At 64.1% G+C, this 18,350-nt stretch carries 16 protein-coding genes and 1 pseudogene; 9 read left to right on the forward strand and 8 right to left on the reverse strand.

The genetic code is table 11. From position 1 onward, the window contains the following. On the reverse strand, positions 1 to 918 hold the full coding sequence (locus tag IE101_RS14780; RefSeq protein WP_189634621.1) for a dihydrodipicolinate synthase family protein: 918 nt from the start codon (positions 916 to 918) through the stop codon (positions 1 to 3). A 183-nt stretch (positions 919 to 1,101) separates the two neighbouring features. Between IE101_RS14780 and IE101_RS14785 the strand changes: the two genes are divergently transcribed. After that, the gene (locus IE101_RS14785) at positions 1,102 to 1,806 is read left to right on the forward strand and encodes a GntR family transcriptional regulator (RefSeq protein ID WP_189634622.1); all 705 of its coding nucleotides are present in this window, start codon (positions 1,102 to 1,104) and stop codon (positions 1,804 to 1,806) included. Between the two features lie 3 nt (positions 1,807 to 1,809). Here IE101_RS14785 and IE101_RS14790 read toward each other — a convergent pair whose 3' ends face one another. The 5 genes from IE101_RS14790 to IE101_RS14810 form a co-directional block, all read right to left on the reverse strand. After that, positions 1,810 to 2,463: a GntR family transcriptional regulator gene (locus tag IE101_RS14790; protein WP_189634623.1), complete on the reverse strand. Its 654-nt coding sequence runs from the start codon at positions 2,461 to 2,463 to the stop codon at positions 1,810 to 1,812. A 139-nt stretch (positions 2,464 to 2,602) separates the two neighbouring features. Continuing rightward, entirely contained in the window at positions 2,603 to 3,766 is a 1,164-nt protein-coding gene (locus tag IE101_RS14795) for an NAD(P)/FAD-dependent oxidoreductase (protein ID WP_189634624.1), read from the reverse strand. Positions 3,767 to 3,774: 8 nt separating this feature from the next. Beyond that, positions 3,775 to 5,211: an NAD-dependent succinate-semialdehyde dehydrogenase gene (locus IE101_RS14800; RefSeq protein ID WP_189634625.1), complete on the reverse strand. Its 1,437-nt coding sequence runs from the start codon at positions 5,209 to 5,211 to the stop codon at positions 3,775 to 3,777. Positions 5,212 to 5,221: 10 nt separating this feature from the next. Further along, positions 5,222 to 6,811 (reverse strand): GMC family oxidoreductase N-terminal domain-containing protein, encoded by a 1,590-nt coding sequence (locus IE101_RS14805; protein ID WP_189634626.1) that lies wholly within the window; start codon positions 6,809 to 6,811, stop codon positions 5,222 to 5,224. A 9-nt stretch (positions 6,812 to 6,820) separates the two neighbouring features. Then, positions 6,821 to 7,633: a pyrroline-5-carboxylate reductase family protein gene (locus IE101_RS14810; protein WP_189634627.1), complete on the reverse strand. Its 813-nt coding sequence runs from the start codon at positions 7,631 to 7,633 to the stop codon at positions 6,821 to 6,823. Between the two features lie 242 nt (positions 7,634 to 7,875). On the opposite strand from IE101_RS14810, the gene IE101_RS14815 reads away from it, so the two are divergent. Together IE101_RS14815 and IE101_RS14820 are read left to right on the forward strand one after the other, a co-directional pair. Next, positions 7,876 to 9,906: an NADH:flavin oxidoreductase gene (locus tag IE101_RS14815; protein WP_189634628.1), complete on the forward strand. Its 2,031-nt coding sequence runs from the start codon at positions 7,876 to 7,878 to the stop codon at positions 9,904 to 9,906. A 54-nt stretch (positions 9,907 to 9,960) separates the two neighbouring features. Further along, the gene (locus IE101_RS14820) at positions 9,961 to 10,254 is read left to right on the forward strand and encodes a DUF1330 domain-containing protein (RefSeq protein ID WP_189634629.1); all 294 of its coding nucleotides are present in this window, start codon (positions 9,961 to 9,963) and stop codon (positions 10,252 to 10,254) included. A 23-nt stretch (positions 10,255 to 10,277) separates the two neighbouring features. Here the strand turns inward: IE101_RS14820 and IE101_RS14825 are convergent, their stop codons facing one another. Then, a complete protein-coding gene (locus IE101_RS14825; RefSeq protein WP_189634630.1) occupies positions 10,278 to 11,618 on the reverse strand; it encodes an FAD/NAD(P)-binding protein in 1,341 nt (446 codons plus the stop codon). 639 nt (positions 11,619 to 12,257) lie between these two features. Here IE101_RS14825 and msuE point away from each other — a divergent pair. From msuE to IE101_RS14850, 5 genes are all read left to right on the forward strand, one after another. Then, complete coding sequence (gene msuE, locus IE101_RS14830) at positions 12,258 to 12,821, forward strand: FMN reductase (protein WP_229804204.1); 564 nt, start codon at positions 12,258 to 12,260, stop codon at positions 12,819 to 12,821. 81 nt (positions 12,822 to 12,902) lie between these two features. Then, the gene (locus IE101_RS14835) at positions 12,903 to 14,255 is read left to right on the forward strand and encodes an LLM class flavin-dependent oxidoreductase (RefSeq protein WP_189634631.1); all 1,353 of its coding nucleotides are present in this window, start codon (positions 12,903 to 12,905) and stop codon (positions 14,253 to 14,255) included. Between the two features lie 4 nt (positions 14,256 to 14,259). After that, positions 14,260 to 15,087 (forward strand): ABC transporter permease, encoded by an 828-nt coding sequence (locus tag IE101_RS14840; RefSeq protein WP_189634632.1) that lies wholly within the window; start codon positions 14,260 to 14,262, stop codon positions 15,085 to 15,087. 55 nt (positions 15,088 to 15,142) lie between these two features. Next, a complete protein-coding gene (locus tag IE101_RS14845; protein ID WP_189634633.1) occupies positions 15,143 to 16,120 on the forward strand; it encodes an ABC transporter substrate-binding protein in 978 nt (325 codons plus the stop codon). A 10-nt stretch (positions 16,121 to 16,130) separates the two neighbouring features. Further along, positions 16,131 to 16,904 (forward strand): ABC transporter ATP-binding protein, encoded by a 774-nt coding sequence (locus tag IE101_RS14850; protein ID WP_189634634.1) that lies wholly within the window; start codon positions 16,131 to 16,133, stop codon positions 16,902 to 16,904. A 123-nt stretch (positions 16,905 to 17,027) separates the two neighbouring features. Here IE101_RS14850 and IE101_RS14855 read toward each other — a convergent pair whose 3' ends face one another. Beyond that, entirely contained in the window at positions 17,028 to 17,906 is an 879-nt protein-coding gene (locus tag IE101_RS14855; protein WP_189634635.1) for a hypothetical protein, read from the reverse strand. A gap of 164 nt (positions 17,907 to 18,070) precedes the next feature. Between IE101_RS14855 and IE101_RS14860 the strand changes: the two are divergent. Next, positions 18,071 to 18,342, forward strand: a pseudogene (locus IE101_RS14860) (IS1634 family transposase); the annotation flags it as partial. Positions 18,343 to 18,350: the final 8 nt, after the last annotated feature.

Raw genomic sequence — 18,350 nt, forward strand, 5'->3', positions numbered from 1 at the left:
TTAGGCCTTCTTCGGCCAGGTCGCCAGCACCTGCGCGACATCGGCCCTAAGCTTGGTGACCACCGCCTCGAAACGGGCGCCTTCTTCCTCGGTCAGGGCGCTCAGCGGCTTGCGGGCATAGCCGGCGGGCAGGCCGATCATCCGGCAGCCGTGCTTGATCTTGGGGACGAACTTTCCGTCCGTCTCCAGCAGATCCATCAACGGCATCATCGCCCCCATCAGGGCGCGGCCCTTGGCAAAGTCATTCTCGACGACGCAGGCCTGCCACAACGCAATATTCTCGGCAGGCAGGAAGTTCGCCGGCCCGCAGACCCAGCTGCGCGCGCCCCAAGCAAAGAACTCCAGCGCCTGATCATCCCAGCCGCAGGACAGCGCAATATTGGGGAACTTCAGCGCCAGAAGGTGGATGCTGTCGGTCGACCCCGTGCTTTCCTTGATCCCCTTGAAGTTCGTGGATTCGCTGACGCGGCGGAAGAAATGCTCGCCCATCTGGACGCCCATCCGCACCGGATAGTTATAGAGCATGATCGGCAGCCCCGCCGCCTGATCGACGGTCAGCGCATGGACCGCATTTTCCTCTTCAGTGGGCATCGCATAGGGGGGCGAGGTCACGAGGATCGAATCTGCCCCGATCTCGCGCGCGTGTTTGGCGTAGGTCACCGAATCCTCGGTGCGGATCGACCCCGTGCCCACCATCATCGGCAGGCGGTTGCCAATCACCTTGCGGGCGAAGGCCGCGATCTCGAACCGCTCCTGCATGCTCTGGGCGTAATATTCGCCGGTCGAGCCCGCGATGATGATGCCATGCACCCCCGCCGCGATCTGCGCCTCGAGGATCTCCGCATAGGCCTTGTAATCCACCGCGCCATCCGCACCATAGGGTGTCATGACAGGGGTCTGAATGCCGTCAAAAAACATCCAATGCTCCATTGTGATTGATCGAGCCCGCTGGTCTCGTGACAAACCTTCCCCGATCATGCAGGCAGCACTGCTTGCATGGCTGGGAACGACGCCCGAATCATTTACCGCGGGTGGCGATAGGGGCATTATAACAAATGTCGAAACTCAGTCGAACATTATTATGATGAAGAAGGTGCGCCGATGAAGACTGCTGAAACCGACACACAGGAGCCGGGCGCGAAGAAGAAAGCTTCGCTGGCCGATATTCTGCGACGGCGCATTCTGACGATGGACATGGAACCCGGCGCGATTATTGACGAGGTCGCCATCGGCGAGGAATTCGGTCTCTCGCGTTCGCCCGTGCGGGAACAACTGCGCCAGATGGCGGGGGAAGGCTATGTCGAGCTGGAACCGAACCGCCCCCCCCGCGTGACGGGGATGAGCTATCATGCCCTGCGGGAATTCTATCTGGTCGGCCCGATGATCTACATTGCAACGACCCGGCTTGCGGCGGAAAAGGCGACGCCCGCCGATGTGGCGCGACTGCGGCGCGTGCAGGCCGATTTCCGCAAGGCGATTGCCGAAAAGGATGTCGAAGAACGCGTCGTGGCAAACAACGAATTCCACCTGCAGATCGGCGTGATCGCCCGCAATGACTATCTTCTGCCCAGCCTGCGGCGGCTTTTGATCGACAATGGGCGGATCGGGCGGACCTTCTTCCGCAACAGCCCCGAAGCGATGGGGCAGAGCGATTCCGCCTGCGAACACCACGACCAGATCATCGACGCCATCGAACGGCACGATCCGAATGCCGCCGAAAGCGTGATCCGCGCGCATTTTGAACTGTCACGCAAGGACATGGCCGATTACGCCGTGCCCGAGGGCATGAACCTCGCGCCGCTGTGACCGTCAGGTATTGCGGCGGATCAGCTTGGCGGCAGTTTCCTTGCGTGTGGTCTGGATGTGCTGACGCAGAAGGCTGACCGCCTTCTGCGTGTCATGGGCGATGCAGGCCTCGAGGATCGCGGTATGTTCTGCATGCGGGCGTTCCAGCCCGGTGGTTTCCGTGACCAACAGGCGCATGACGGGGCCGATGCGTGCGCGCAGATCGTCGATCATCTGCAACAGGGGCGCATTGCCGCAGGGTTCATAAAGCACTTGGTGGAAGCGGAGGTTGAGCGCGCTCCAGGCCTCGACCGTCTTTTTCTGTCCATAGGAATTTATGATCTCGCGCGCTGCGGCGATGTCGCTGTCGATCATCTGCGGCACCGCCAGTTCCAGTGCCTTGCATTCCAGTGCTTCGCGGATGTCGAGAAGGTTCAGCACCTCTTGCGCCGAAAGCTCGCGCACGATGGCGCCCTTGTTCTTGCGGAACAGGACGAAACCATCGACCTCCAGCCGCAACAGGGCCTCGCGCACGGGGATCTTGCTGACGCCGTGCTGGCGGGCGATCTCATCTTGGCGCAGGGGTTCACCGGGGGCCAGTTCCCCCGCGATGATCGCCGACTTCAGCGCATTGTAGACCGGATCTGCGGTCAGCTGTTCGTCTTTCATCTCGTTCATCTCTGACGCCCCATGACTTGATCGTAGCCGATCCCTCCCCAAGAGATGCAATCATCGGCGCTTGGCCGTCAACATGCATCGCGGGGGGCGGCCCCTTCTGCACCGGGAGCATATCGTGCAGAAGGGACCGGTCGCCGCTTCAGATGATGCCGCGTTCGGGCAAAGGTGTGCCCTCGGCGATGCGCTTCCAGCCGAAGCGGGTCAGATCCAGCGTTTCGTAACGGCCCTTCAGGATCAGCTCGGCCATTGCCAGACCGCAGCCCGGCGCATGCATCAGCCCGTGGCCCGAGAAGCCCGCCAGCATGTGGAAGTTGCCAAGCCCGTCAGCCCCCGGCCCGATGATCACGTTGCCGTCCAGATCATTCTGGTCATAAAGCCCGGGCAGCGTCGATTTGCACTTGGTCCGCTCGAACTTCGGGAAGCGATGGGCCAGCGCCGGCCAGACCACGTTTTCGAAATAGTCGTGATCAGGTTCCATATTGTAGGCGCGGGGTTCGGCCAGCGTCGGGACTCCCCCGGAATACCCTTTGCCCTCGGGGCGGAAGGCCAGCCGTTCGGGGTCCTTCAGATAGGGCAGCGGCTCGATCTCTTCCTCGCATTCGAAATAATGCTCAAAGCGGCGCAGCGGCTCGATCGGGGCTTTGAAGCCCAGCATGGTGCAGATTTCCTTGGCCCAGGCGCCGGCGGCGTTCACGTAATGCGTGGCCTCGACCCTCAGGCCCGAGGCACAGACCGCCGCCGTCACCTGCGCGCCCTGCCGCTCCATCGCGGTGACATCCTCGGCCACGAATGCAGCACCCAGGGATTGGGCCTTTTTGCGGAAGCCCATCAGCACGGCATAGGGATCAAGCCAGCCATCATCGGGCGAATGTACCGCTGCGCCCAGATCGCCCACATACATCGAGGGGAATTTGTGCTTGATCTCATCCGGGGTCAGCCAGACGACATTGCAACCCATCGACAGTTCCGTGTCGTAATTGGCCTTCAGCATATCAATCGCCGAAGGCGGCACGATGAAGATATACCCGCCTTTCTTGAACCCGATCTCGGCCCGCTGGCCGTTCACCGCCATGGTATCGGCAAAGGTTTCGAAGAAAGGGATCGAGAAGTTCGACAGCGCGATGTTTTCGGGCAGCGAAAACAGCCGCCGCACCCCGCCGGACGCGCGGGGCGTCGAGGCGATGGCATAGGTCGGGTCGCGTTCGATCACCGTGACCGAGACGCTGGGGTCCATGGTTTTCAGATAATAGGCAACGGCAGCCCCGATGGCCCCGCCGCCGATGATGGCGACATCGGTTTTCATGTTCGTCCTCACAGGAATTTCTCGGTCATCATCTTGGTGCGCAGATAGGCATCGAGCCCCTCGATCCCGCTTTCGGCGCCATAGCCGGATTCGTTCACCCCGCCGAAGGGGGTTTCGGCCTCATGCACTGAGGTATGGTTGACCCCCACCACCCCGGCATCAAGCGCCGCCCCCGCACGGGCGATGGTGCCCGGATTTTGCGAAAATACATAGGCCGCAAGGCCATAGGGCAAGGCATTGGCCCGGCTGATCACCTCATCGAATGTCTCGAAGGGGGTAAAGGCCGCGATGGGACCAAAGGGCTCTTCGGTCATCACCCGCGCGGTTTCGGGCACATCGGCCAGCACGGTGGGCGCGTAGAAATAGCCCTTGCCCGGCAGGGCATGGCCCCCGAGGCACAGTTTGGCGCCCTGCTCCACCGCATCCTCGACCAGCTCTGCAATCGCGGCGCGACGGCGTTCCGTGATCATGGGGCCCATCTGCGACCCCGGCGTGGCCCCATCGCCGACCTGCACCTGCCGCGCACGTTCCACAAACGCCGCGACGACCTGATCATAGACCGCGCGGGCGACGAAGAACCGCGTGGGTGAGGTGCAGACCTGACCCGCGTTGCGGAACTTGGCTGCGACCAGACGTTCGACCGCATGGGGAATATCGGCATCGGCAAAGATCAGCACGGGGGCATGGCCACCCAGCTCCATCGTGCAGCGCTTCATCGTATCGGCCGCAAGGCGTTGGAGAAGCTTGCCCACCGGCGTCGAGCCGGTCAGCGACACCTTCTTCGGAATGGGCGAGGCGATCAGGTGTTCCGACACCGCAGCCGGCACGCCATGAACGATGTTCAGCGCCCCGGCCGGCACGCCTGCATCGGTGAAGCACCGCCCGATGGCCACCGCCGTGGCCGGGGTTTCATCCGAGGGCTTGACGATGATCGTGCAGCCCGCAGCCAGCGCGGCCGCCATTTTCAGCGTCACATTGCCCGCCGGGAAGTTCCAGGCCGCAAAACCAAGGGCGACGCCCACGGGTTCGCGCAGCGTGATCTGGCGCACATCGGGGCTGCGGGCCGGGATCACGCGGCCATAGGCGCGCTTGGCCTCTTCGGCATACCAATCGGTCGCATCGGCGCAGAACCCGACCTCGCCGCGCGCCTCGGCCAGCGATTTGCCGTTCTCGGCGGTCAGGATGGCGGCGATCTCTTCCAGCCGGTCCCGGATCAGCGCGGCGGCCCGCACCAGAACAGCATTGCGCTCGGCCGCCGTGGTTTCGCGCCAGACCGCAAAAGCCCGGGCCGAGGCCGCAAGCGCCCGGTCCAGATCGGCGGGGGCGGCATGGGCCAGATCGGCGATCTGTTCTTCCGTGGCGGGGTTGATCACCGGGATCGTCGCGCCGGTGGCACCGGGGCCATAGACACCGTCGATCAGCAGCGGAACAAGGGGAAACGTCATCGTCTTTCCTTCAGATGGCCCTGCGCCCGCGCAGGACGTCAGAGATTTTTTCGGCAATCATGTAAGTGGGGGCCGACAGGTTCCCGGTCGTGATCCGCGGCATGACGCCCGGGCCGACCACACGCAGCCCCTCCAGCCCGTGAACACGGCAGTCGACATCCACCACGCCATCCTGCGGGCGCACGGCCATGCGTGTGGCACCCGATGGGTGATAGCTTGTCCCCACTGCGGACTTGATCCAGCCCAAGATATCGTCATCGGTCTGCAGATCGGCCGTCGGGTTGACCTCGGCCCCGCGGATGCCCTCCCACGCGGGCTGGGCAAAAAGTTCACGCGCCAGACGAACCGCACGGATCATATCCAACTGATCCTCGCGGTGCTGAAGGTGGTTGAACACGATCTGCGGCGCATCGGCGGGGTTGGCCGAGCGCAACCGAAGAAAGCCGCGCGAATGGGGGCGCGACAAATCCATCCACAGCTGGAAGCCGGGGAAAACCGTGACCTTGCCGTTGACCACACGCCGGGCAAGCGGCAGGAATTCCAGCTGCAAGTTGGCATAGTCGGCCCCGTCGTGGGTTTTCACGAAGGCACCAGCCTCAAAGAAATTGGACGCGCCAAGCCCGCGCCGGAACAGAAGCCATTCCAGCCCAAGGCGCGCCTGCCCGACCAACCCCAGCTGCGACACCAGCGTATCTTCTCGCCGCGCGGCATATTGCAGGTTCACACCGGGATGGTTTTCAAGGTTCCGCCCGACATGGGGCTGATCCAGCACCACGGGGATCCCCAACGCGCGCAGCTCATCCGCCGGGCCCACGCCCGAAAGAAGCAGAAGCTTCGCCGCCCCGATATTCGACGCGGCAAGGATCACCTCACGCGATGCCTCAAGCCGGGTGCCATCAGACAACAGAACCCCGGCCGCGCGCGTGCCGTCAAATAGAATGCGCACCACATCGACCCCGGTTTTAAGGGCCAGGTTAGGCCGTCCGAGTGCCGGGCGCAGAAAAGCCTGTGCCGCGTTCCAGCGGCGGCCATTGCCGATGGTGCATTGGGCGATGTGCATCCCCTCTTGATCGCCGGAATTGTGATCGGCGGGGCGCGCATGGCCCGCTTGCTCGCCAGACCGCATGTAAACCTCGAAAAGGGGATGCGCGGCATTGGCGCGGGCCACCTTCAATGGCCCGTCGCCGCCCCGCGTGGGGCTTGCCCCTTCGGCAAAGTTTTCCATCCGACGGAAATACGGCAGCACATCCTGCCACCCCCAACCGCTCAGCCCCTGCGCCGCCCAACCGTCAAAATCGCGCGCATTTCCCCGGTTGAAGATCATTGCATTGACCGAGGTCGACCCACCGAGGACCCGGCCGCGCTTTTCATCGATCATCTGCCCGGCGAGGTAGGGTTCCGGTCCGGCCATCTCGTTCCAGCCGAGCGCCTTGTTCTGATAGACAAACGGGATTGCAGCCGGCATGGCGATGGTCAGCCTGCGGTCCGACCCACCGGATTCCAGCAACAGAACCTGAGTACCTGGGTCTTCGGTCAGCCGCGCCGCCAGCACACAGCCCGCGGCACCGGCCCCCACGATGATGTAGTCAGGCGATTTCATGGCAACCTCTCAGGACAATGCGGCAAGTTCCAGGGCGCGGGCTTGGGCCGCTTGATAGGTGCGCGGAAGAAGCGCGGGCAGGGCATTGGGCGCCTCCAGTACGGCAAGGCCCGCAAGCGTCGTGCCTCCGGGGCTGGAAACCGCGCGTTTCAGCATGGCGGCGTCGCGCGCGTCTTCCGCCAGCATTTTGGCCGCGCCGAAGAGGGTCTGGCGCACCAGCCCGTCCGCCAGCCCCGGCGAAACCCCCTGTGCAACGGCCGCGCGGATCATCTGTTCGGCGATGGCAAAGACAAAGCCAGGGCCGCAACCGAAAACCGGGTTTGCGGTCTCAAAAGCCACCTCATCCGACGCCCAGTCAAAGCGCCCGATGGCGCCAAAAACCTTGGCGACAAGCGCATCCAGTGCGGCATCGGCAAGCCCCGGCGCCCTGCAACCAAGGCTCATCCCCGCCCCCACCAGCGCGGGCAGGTTCGGCATGACCCGGATCACCCGTGCGTGGCCGATGGCCGAAGTCAGCCGTGTAAGCGGCACGCCCGCCATGATCGACACGACCGGCGCAGCGGCCAGCAGCGACAGCACCTCGGGCGCGAGCCCGGCAAAGCTTTGCGGTTTGATCCCGAGGAGGATCAAGTCGGGGCTGATCCGGAGATCCTCAGGCGTCGCATGGATTTCGACCGCTGACCCGGGCGGCAGAAGGCTGCGCGCCCTTTCCGGCTCGGGATCCAGCGCCACAAGCCGCGCTTCCGGAAGGGCCGCAGCCGCGCCTCCGGCAATGGCCGCACCCATGTTGCCGCAGCCGATGAACAAAAGGGTCAGCGCCATCTCAAATCTCCGCATCAAGACCGGCACCGGGGCCGCGTTGACTCGCACCTTGCAAAACGTATACGATCATGTCAAGATGAATACTTAAGATGCAGCGACCCGGAAGAACCGGTAAGAAACCATGACCGCCATCTGACCACCGACCCGATCCTGAACGCCCCGCTTGTGGCCCCGGCCCTGCGGGTGATTAACCTTTCCGCATCTATGCGGCCCGACCCCCTGCCATCCACCCGGAGTGCCCTATGTCCACCGACCCACTGCTGCAGCCGTTCCAGCTCAAGCATCTGACGCTGCGCAACCGCCTGATGATCTCCTCGCATGAACCGGCCTATCCGGAAGACGGGATGCCCAAAGGCCGTTACCGTGCCTATCACGCCGAGCGCGCCAAAGCCGGGATCGCGTTGACCATGACTGCGGGCTCGGTCGCCGTGTCAAAGGACAGCCCGCCCGTCTTCAACAATATCCTCGCCTACAAGGACGAGGTGGTGCCATGGATGAAGGCCATGGTCGACGAATGCCACGATCACGGCGCGGCGGTGATGGTGCAGTTGACCCACCTTGGCCGTCGCACCCGCTGGGACAAGGGCGACTGGCTGCCCGTCGTCGCCCCCACGATGGACCGCGAACCCGCCCACCGCGCCTTCCCCAAGCTGATCGAGCAATGGGACATCGACCGCATCAAGAAGGACTTCGCCGATGCGGCCGAACGCATGAAGGCCGCCGGGGTGGACGGGATCGACTTTGAAAGCTTCGGCCATCTGCTGTCGCAATTCTGGTCCCCGATGAGCAATCATCTCGACAATGACTATGGCGGCAGCCTCGAAAACCGCATGCGCTTCTCGCTCGAGGTATTGGGCGCGATCCGTGAACGGGTGGGACAGGACTTCATCCTTGGCATCCGCTATGTGATGGATGAGGACACCCCCGAGGGGTATTCCAAGGAAGAAGGCTTTGAAATCTCGCGCCGCCTGAAGGCGAGCGGTCTGGTCGATTTCCTGAATGTCACCAAGGGTCATATCGAAACTGATGCGGGCCTGACCGACAATATCCCAATCATGGGCATGGCCTCGGCGCCCTTCCTCGATCTGGCGGGCGAGCTGCGCCGCGAGGTCCGTTTCCCGATCTTCCACGCCACGCGGATTCAGGATGTGGCCACCGCACGCCATGCCATTGCCGCAGGCAAGGTGGACATGATCGGCATGACCCGCGCGCATATGGCCGACCCCCATATCATGCGGAAAATCCTGGAAGGCCGCGAGGAAACCATTCGCCCCTGCGTCGGCGCGAACTATTGCCTTGACCGCATCTATCAGGGCGGGCTCGCGCTTTGCACCCATAACGCGGCCACCGGGCGCGAAGAAACCATGCCCCATGACATCCCCAAGGCGACCCACCGCAAGAAGGTGGTCATCGCAGGCGCAGGTCCGGCCGGGCTTGAGGCCGCACGCGTCGCCGGGGAGCGGGGTCATGATGTCGTGGTCTTCGAAGCGGCCTCGAAACCCGGCGGACAGATCCTGCTGACCGCGCAAAACCCCCGCCGCCGCGAAATGATCGGCATCATCGACTGGCGCGTGGCCGAATGCGAACGGCTGGGCGTGACGGTTCGCTACGACACCTGGGCCGAGTCCGACACGATCCGCGCCGAGAACCCCGATGTGGTCATCGTTGCCACCGGCGGCCTGCCCCATACGGCCATCCTGAAAGAGGGCAATGACCTTGTGACCTCGTCCTGGGATCTGATTTCGGGCGATGTGAAACCCGGGCAGAACGTGCTGATCTATGATGACGCGGGCGATCACGCCGGGCTGCAGGCCGCCGAAGTGGTGGCCAAGGCAGGCGGCAAGGTCGAGATCATGACCCGCGACCGCGCCTTCGCACCCGAAGTCATGGCGATGAACCTTGTCCCCTATATGCGCGAACTGCAGAAACGCGGCGCAACCTTCACCGTGACCTATCTGGTCGAGGCCGTCCGCAAGCAGGGGAACCAGCTTCTCGCCGTCATCGGCAGCGATTATGGCGGCATCGCGCGCGAACAGCTGCATGACCAGATCATCGTGAACCAGGGCACGCGGCCGAATGCCGACCTTTACCATGATCTGTTGCCCTTCTCGAAGAATGGCGGCGCGGTCGATTACGAAAAGCTGATCGCCGGCGTACCGCAGCAGGAAGGGGCCACGGGCGAGTTCCAGCTCTACCGCATCGGCGATGCCGTCGCCGCCCGCAACACCCATGCCGCCGTCTATGACGCGTTGCGTCTGGTCAAAGACATCTGACACCCTCGGGCCTGCCCGGCATCGGGCGGGCCCATGTCCGAAAAGGAGAATATGATGAAGGGATATTGGGTCGTTCTGGGCGCAGCGGTGACAGATACCGAAGCGCAACAGACCTACGGCGCCCTCTGGGCCCCCATTGCCGCGAAATATCAGGCGCGGCTGATCACCGGTGGATCCTCGCTCGACCTCAGGGAAGGCCCCGGCATCGCCCGCGCGCTGCTGGTCGAATTCCCCAGCCTCGAAATGGCCCAGGCCTGCTATGACGATCCAGACTATCGCCAGGCCCTCCCATTCGCACTCCGCGCCTCAAACCGTCATCTGATCATCCTCGAAGGGGAGATCAAATGAACCGGGGGCGCTGTTGCCCCAGATCACCCGGAAGATCGCCCCGGCAACCGAGCATCGGTCGTCACTGTCCCGGCGAGATGGGCCGCCAGACGGGCGGCCTGTTCGCGGATGTCCGGAATGGCGGTAATTTCCCAAAAGGCAGCGCGGGCGGGCGGGCCGATTGACCAGATCCGGTCCGAAGACCTGCCATCCGCACCGATTACGGCGCTTTCGGCGCTGAGGTCGAGTCCAAGCCCGAGCGGGCCCACGCGGATCGTGCCCTGCGCCAGCAGCTGTGCCAGCAAGGGCGACCGGGAAGGGTTCCAGCGCAGCCCGCGCGCATCCAGCACACGGTCGGCGCGAAGGGCTTGCAGTTCGGAGCCGCCGAAGGGGCGGATCAGCGCCGTCACGCCCCCTGCCAGCTCACCAACCGAAACCACTTCGGCCCGGACAATCCCAAGCTGGCCACTGTCCAGTGCGGCCCGCAGGCGCAGCTCCGAGGATGGGGGCATTCGGTGGCGGTGAATATCCCACCAACGTTGACCGTGGCGCAGGAAGCGCGCACGTTCCGCCTCGGACATATTGCGCCAGATGCGCTGGGTCTGCGGGCGCAGGGCCTCCATCGCATCGCGCCATGTTCCGCCCCTGTGTTCGGCAAGGCGGGCAAGATCCCGCAGCCAGCGACACAGGCGGCTGACAGGCAGGCCGATCGGAATGTCCCCTGCCACAAGGGGCAGCGCGGTCGCGGGTCTATGGGCCATGGGAAGCAATCCACGGCGCGAAACAGCCGTAATCTGGCCGCAAAACCCCTGATCCAGCAACGACAGCACATGATCCACCATGGTAAGCCCGGTCCCGAGGATCAGGACCCTTCCCCCCTGTGGCGTGGTCTCAGCCGTGGCAGAGGGGCCGGGCGGATCGACCTGCGCCACCGCTTGGGGCAGGGTATGGCCGGTGGCAAGGATGGCGTGATCGGCGCATAGGGTGCTGCCATCCGCCAAGGTCGCGGTGATGCCCTGCGGACCAGCGGCAAGATCGACACAGACAGACCGGATGTGACGGACCCTTGGCTGCCGGGTCGTGCGCCATGGCGTCAGCAGATCGGCGAGGTATGCGCCATAGACACGGCGGGGTACGAAACGCCCGGCATCATCATCTTGACCTTGCCGGGCCAGCCAGCCGAGGAAATGGCCGGGATCGTCAGCAAGTGCGCTCATCCGGCCCGCGCAGACATTCAGCAGATGGGTCCGGTCTGCGGTCGCATAGGCAAGCCCCGCCCCGAGACGATCATTCGGCTCCACCACGGTGACATGGGCGGATGGAGCGGCGCGCAACAGATGAGCGGCGGCCAGCACGCCGCTGGCCCCACCCCCCACGATCAGCACATGCGGGCCCCGACAGGCGGGCCCTGCCGACGGGGGATTCGGCACGCAATCAGGATGATCCTTCATGCCGCCCCCGCCTTTCGCCGCGAAGGGGTTACCCCGATGGTTGCGGCAGGACGGCGCGGCAGGAACCCGCGGCCGGGATGGTGCAGGATGCCCCCTGCAAGTTTGGCCGCCCAGTCGGCGCTGTTCCGAATTGTCAGGTCCTGAGGTTCGACGGTCAGCGCCACAGGGTGCCTTATGGCCCGACAGTTTTGACATCGGTGGGCGGGCGATCCGTCCAACATAGGCGTGATCCGCGTTTTGGTCATGGCCGTCTCCTTGGGTGCAAAAATAGACTACCATATAGGTCGTGATTTTAATTCCAAAGATGCACCCGGAAAGAGAACAGGCATTCTCTGGCACCCCCGCCCTGCAGGATTGTGCCGGTCGTGACAGGGTTTTGGGGCCACGGGAAACCACCCATCCCTCCACCGGTCTGCTGTCTTGTCGCGTAGCAGAGGGGAAAGATTTCATCGTAGGATCAAGGTCAAAGGGGGGATGCGTTCCTCTTTCATCCCTGAATTTGGAATGGAGCGCGGCGCAGTTTTGAGGGCATGATAAAAGACGACAAGATAAATCGAGATAAGGTGCCTGCCCATGACCCGTTCCCTCATCGGACTGTCCGGAAACCTTGAACGCCCGTCCAAAACGCGGGCGCTGGTCCAGACCATTGTCGCCACAGCCGCCGACCGTTTCGAAGCGGCGGGGGCGGTCTATGATCTGGCGGATTTCGGCCCCTCGCTCGGCACCGCGCGGCGGGTTGAGGACCTGGCCGCGACGGCACGCGCCGCGTTGGAGGTGATCCTTTCGGCCGATGCGCTGGTGGTGGCAAGCCCGGTCTACAAGGGCAGTTACACCGGCCTTTTCAAACATCTGATCGACCTGATCGACCCGGCCGCGCTGCAAGGCAAGCCCGTGTTGCTTGCCGCAACGGGCGGCGGGGATCGGCACGCGCTGGTGATCGAACATCAGCTGCGCCCGCTCTTTGGCTTTTTCGAGGCGCAGACCCTGCCGACCGGCGTCTATGCCGCCGACCGGGATTTTGCCGGGGGTCAGCCCGCGGCACCGGCGCTGCTCGATCGTCTGGGCCGGGCCATTGACCAGCTATCGCCTGTCTTTGCGCGCCGCGTCTCGCCCCGCCCGCTTGAGCTGAGCGCGTGACACACCATCACGGCCAACCCCTGACGCCGGTCCCCCGTGGACGGCGATCCCCCTTCCATGCCTGACGAAAGGACAAGACCCATGACCCGCAAGATCCGCCTTGGCGCCTTCCTTCCCGGCGGCGGCCAGCATGTTGCCGCCTGGCGGCACCCGGACAGCCCCGCCGATGGGGCCACCAGTTTCGCCTTCCATGTTCAGCTAGCCCAAGAGGCGGAACGCGGCCTCTTTGACGCCTATTTCCTGGCCGATGGTCTTGCCGTCAGCTTTGGCGGCGGCATGGAGGGGGGCAATGCCAAGGTCGCGGGGTTTGAACCCGTGACGCTCTTCGCGGCGCTCGCCCCGCTCACCCGACATATCGGCTTTATCGCCACCGCCTCGACGACCTATGAAGAACCCTACAATCTGGCGCGCAAATTCGCCTCGCTGGATCTGATCTCGGACGGGCGGGCGGGGTGGAATGTCGTCACCACCGCGACCGAGGCTGCGGCGCAGAACTTCAACCTTGATCGCCAGCACCCCCATGCGGTCCGCTATGCCCGCGCGGCGGAACATGTCGAAGTGGTTCGCAAGCTTTGGGACAGTTTCGAGGATGACGCCTTCCTGCGCGACAAGGAAACGGGGCGCTTTTTCCACGAAGGCAAGCTGCACCTGACCGATCATCACGGCGCACATTTCAAGGTGAAGGGGCCGCTCAATGTCTCACGCTCGCCCCAGGGGCATCCGGTGATCGTGCAGGCGGGCCAGTCCGAAGATGGGCGCGCCCTTGCGGCGGCGACGGCCGAGGTCATCTTCACCGCCCATCAGCGGCTGGAAACGGCGCAAGAGTTCTACCGCGACATCAAGGCCCGCGCGCGCGGGCTGGGGCGTGATCCGGCCCATGTGCTGATCATGCCCGGCGTTTCGCCCTTCGTGGGCCGCACGCTGGACGAGGCACGCGAGAAATATGACCGGCTCACCGGTCTGATCCTGCCCGAGGACGGCATTTCCCTGCTCAACGGGCTGACCGGCGGAACGCTGGACCTGCGGGGCCATGACCTTGACGGCCCGCTGCCGCCCGCCCCGCCGACGGAAGGGATGAAATCGCGTCAGGCGCTGATCCGGCAGATCGCGGATGAAAACAACTTCACCATCCGCCAGCTTTATCAGTGGGTTGCATCGGCCCGTGGGCATTTCACCCTGGTGGGCACCGCAGAGAGCATCGCCGATACCCTGCAGGAATGGTTCGAATCCGAAGCCGCGGATGGCTTCAATATCCTGCCGCCATGGTTGCCGACGGGTCTGACGGATTTCGTCGATCTGGTAATCCCCGAACTCCAGCGCCGGGGACTGTTCCGCACCGCCTATGAGGGCCGGACCCTGCGGGAAAATCTTGGCCTGCCCTTCCCGGCCAATCGTCATGCACAGGCCCGCGCTGCGGCCCGGGCAGCGGAGTAAGGCCATGACGCTGCAATCTCTCGATACCCCGGACTTCGCCACCCCGCCCGCCCGCGCGATCCTTGCGCGGGCGGGGCAAGGGGCTCGCCGGGCCACGGCCCGCTATGGCCTGCTTTTGGGTTTCCTCGCGCTGTGGCAAGTGGGCAGCTCGGTGGGCTGGATCAATGCCACCGTCTTTCCGCCGCTGCACCTGATCCTTGGCGCGCTGTGGGAGGGGCTGTCCTCGGGCGCGCTGCTGGATGACATCGCCATCAGCCTGCAGCGGTCGGGCCTGGCCTTTGCGGCTGCCGTGGGCCTTGGCATCCCGCTGGGCCTGTTCATGGGGCAGATCCGGGCGGTGGAGCAGGCATTGGACCCGATCCTGCAAGTGTTTCGCCAGACCTCGGCCCTGGCGCTTTATCCGGTGTTCATCCTGCTGCTGGGGTTGGGTGAGCTGTCGAAGGTCTTTGTCATCTTCTGGGCCACCTTGTTCCCGGTGCTGCTGGCCACGATCGGCGGCGTCAAGGAAGTGGACCGCAAGCTGATCGAGATGGCGCGCAGCTATGGCGCCACGCGCCGGGCGGTGTTCCTGCGGGTCGTACTGCCTGCGGCGCTGCCATCGATCTTCGTGGGGCTGCGGCTTTCGGCGACCACGGCGCTGCTTCTGCTGATCGCGGCCGAGATGATCGGGGCGAACCGGGGTCTCGGGTTTCAGGTGATGAATGCGCAGTACAATTTCCAGATCCCGCTGATGTTTGCCGCAATCTTCCTGCTGGCCCTGTTCGGTTTGGCCGCGAACTTCGCGCTTGTGTCGGTGCAGCGGCGGCTCTGCCGCTGGGCCGATGCGGGCTGATCCTTCCCAAAATCGCTGAAAATTCAATATCTTTCCACTATCCAGGACACGCAAGATGACCTTCTCTTTCCGCACATTCACCCTCTCCACCACCTTGGGCCTGCTGCTGGCATCGGCCGCGCATGCAGAGGTGACGATCCGCTATCTGGCCAGCCAGGGGGGGCTGAGCGCCCATGAACTGGCCGCCGAACTGGGCTATTTCGACGGCACCGGCATCACGCTGGAAAACGTCGGCTATGCCTCGGGCGGTCCGGCATCGCTGGTTGCCCTGGCCGGGGGCAGCGTGGAACTTGGTTCCGCCGCGACAGCGGCAGTGCTCAATTCCATCGCGGCGGGCAATGATTTCGTGGCGGCCTATCCGTCCAACGGGATCAATGATCAGGCGCAGTCCATCTTCTACGTGCCCGAAGCAAGCCCGATCCGGTCCATCAAAGACCTCGCCGGCAAGACCATCGCCGTCAACACGCTGGGGGCGCATCTGGATTATGTCGTGCGCGAAGCCCTGCACCAACAGGGCCTGCCGCAGGATGCCGCAAGCCTGGTCGTCGTTCCGGGGCCGCAGCTGGAACAGGTGCTGCGATCGGGGCAGGTGGATGTTTCGGCCTTTGGCTATTGGCAAACCACCTTTGAAGGCGCAGCGCGTCAGGCGGGCGGCCTGCGGGCGATCTTTGATGATACCGATGTGCTGGGCGAGATCGCGGGTGGCTTCGTTGTGCTGCGGCGTGACTGGATCGAGGCCCACCCGACCGAGGCCAAGACCTTTGTCGAAGCCTCGGCCAAGGCGCTGGATTACGCCCGTGAACACCCCGAGGAGACGCGCGCAATCTTTGCCGAAGTGCTGGCCGAGCGCGGCGAAAACCCCGAGGTGGCCCGCTACTTCGCAGGTTACGGTGTGCGCGCAGGCGGCCTGCCGGTCGAGCGTGACATCCAGTTCTGGGTCGATGTGCTGGAACGCGAGGGCGCGGTGAAGCCGGGGCAACTGGTGGCCCGTGACATCCTGTTCACGACGGGCGACAGCCCGACGACAAACTGACGGCCGTCCGATGACTGTGCTGGACAGCATCGCCCGCCGCGGAGAGGTCACGATCCGTGATCTCTCCAAATCCTTCACCTTAAACGGCCGCAGGCTTGATGTGCTGCGCGGGATCGATCTGCATGTTCCGGGGGGCGAGGTCCTTGCCATCGTCGGCCCTTCGGGCTGCGGCAAGACCACGCTGCTGCGGGTCTTGGCGGGGCTTGAGGAACCCGATCGGGGCGATGTGCTGATCGACGGCGCCCCTGTCCACGGCATCGGGCGGCAACGCGCGGTGATCTTTCAGGAACCCAGGCTGCTCCCTTGGCTGACCGTCACGGAAAACGTGGCCTTCGGGCTCGAGATGCGAGGGATCGACCGCGCCACCGCCACCGAGCAGGCGCGGCACTGGGTCAGACTGGTCGGTCTGGCCGGGTTCGAGGCGGCCTATCCCCGCCAGTTGTCGGGGGGCATGGCACAGCGCGTCGGCATTGCGCGGGCCCTGACCGTCCAGCCCGAAATCCTGCTTCTGGACGAACCGCTCGGCGCGCTGGACGCCATGACCAAGCTGACCATGCAGGAGGAACTGGCCCGGATCTGGCGCGAACAGGGGGTGACGATGATCCTTGTCACCCATGATCTGGAAGAGGCGATTTTCCTTGCCGACCGGGTGCTGGTGCTGTCGAAGGACAGTGGCACGCCGCCCCGCGTGATCGACCTGCATCTGCCCCGTCCGCGGGATCGCAGCGCCTCCGGGTTTGTTGCACTGCGGCGGCAGCTCATGGCGGCCTTCGGCTTGCACTGAGGGTATGTCCGCAGACTGCAAGCCCAGGTTCGGCACCACGAATTGCAAACTACTGCGGCCGGGGACCAGACCCTCGGCCGCAAAGGCTAGCCCCGATTTCCCCCTTCAGGGCCGCGCGTAAGGTCAGCCGCCCACGATGCCTGTGATCGTCTCGTTCACACCAGAGACCACCGTGCCCGTATTGACCGCACCCAGAACTGTGGTGGACACATTGCCAATCGACCCGTTCAGCCCGTCGAAGCTGTTGGATACTGAGCCGACGACGCTGGTCATATTGCTGGCCATGTTGGCCACCAGCACCGCATGATCGGTGGTTCCGCCCAGTTGCTGCATGCTGGCCGAAAGCGCGCCGGAAGTGCCTGAAATCGCCTCGGACAGGTCCTGGTTGACGCCCAGCGTGATCGTTCCGGTATTGACCGCACCCAGCACGGTGGTCGAGATGTCACCGAGGTCCATGGTCACTTCGCTGATGGCCAGAACCTCTCCCGTCACTTCGGCCGTAGCTGCGCTGACACCTGTCATCGTATTGGTAACAGACCCGTCGATCCGGTTCAGGATCGCGCCTGTCTGCGGATCAAGTGTCGCAACATTTTCAGCGATGTTGAGGAAGGTTCCCGTCAGCGGTGCCATCGTGCCGATATCACCCGTCGCCATCAGCACGCGCTCCAACACCGAGCGGCCAATATAGACGGGCGGAGGATCGGTGGGGCCGGGATCAGGATCGGTGGGTGGGGTCTCCACCCTCTGCCCCGCCGCGAGCGGAGCGGTCGACAAACCGGACGAGAAGGCATCAAGCTGCGCCATCGTCGGTTCCAGCGTGCCTTCGAAGGTGAACCCGTCCGTCGTATCCATGCCAATGGAGCCGCTGAAAAGCTGCCCGGTGAATTCGTCACTCCCCACGAGGAAGAAATAGGCGTTGCCTGTGGCGTCGGTGCCCGCAGTCAGCACCCGCCCCGTGCCGAGCGACGAAACGACAGTCCCATCCGCCTCGAACAGTGTCATCTGATAAGGATAGGTGGCGCTGTCCGTCCCGGTATTTGGCAAAAATCCGATGTACCGATCCGCATTCACCCCCCAGTCGACCTGCCCGCCGCATGGGATGTGCTAGCCCGTGCGCGTGGTGCTCCCGTGCAACCGACCGGCAGTTGCAACGCGCCGTATGAACCGCGATAAGGGATATCGAGCGCAGCTTCTGCGTGCAGAATTCAAATTAAATATCGCGCCGGTGCATCATCGTCTGCCTGATCGCATCCGCAGCCAAGCCACGATCTGTTTCCAGGCTCTCGTCCTCTACCGCGTCATGCCCATGCCGCTGAAGGCGAAAGGCCACAGCGCAAGCCCACACACCGCCCTTGATCTGCTCGAGCGAATTCAGCAGCACATCGCCGTACTAGGGTCAGGACCCATTAAACGGCTTGAGGCTGCCCTTCCTGCGTGATTCAAGCT

It is taken from the genome of Gemmobacter lanyuensis, assembly GCF_014652355.1.
Taxonomy (GTDB): domain Bacteria; phylum Pseudomonadota; class Alphaproteobacteria; order Rhodobacterales; family Rhodobacteraceae; genus Gemmobacter; species Gemmobacter lanyuensis.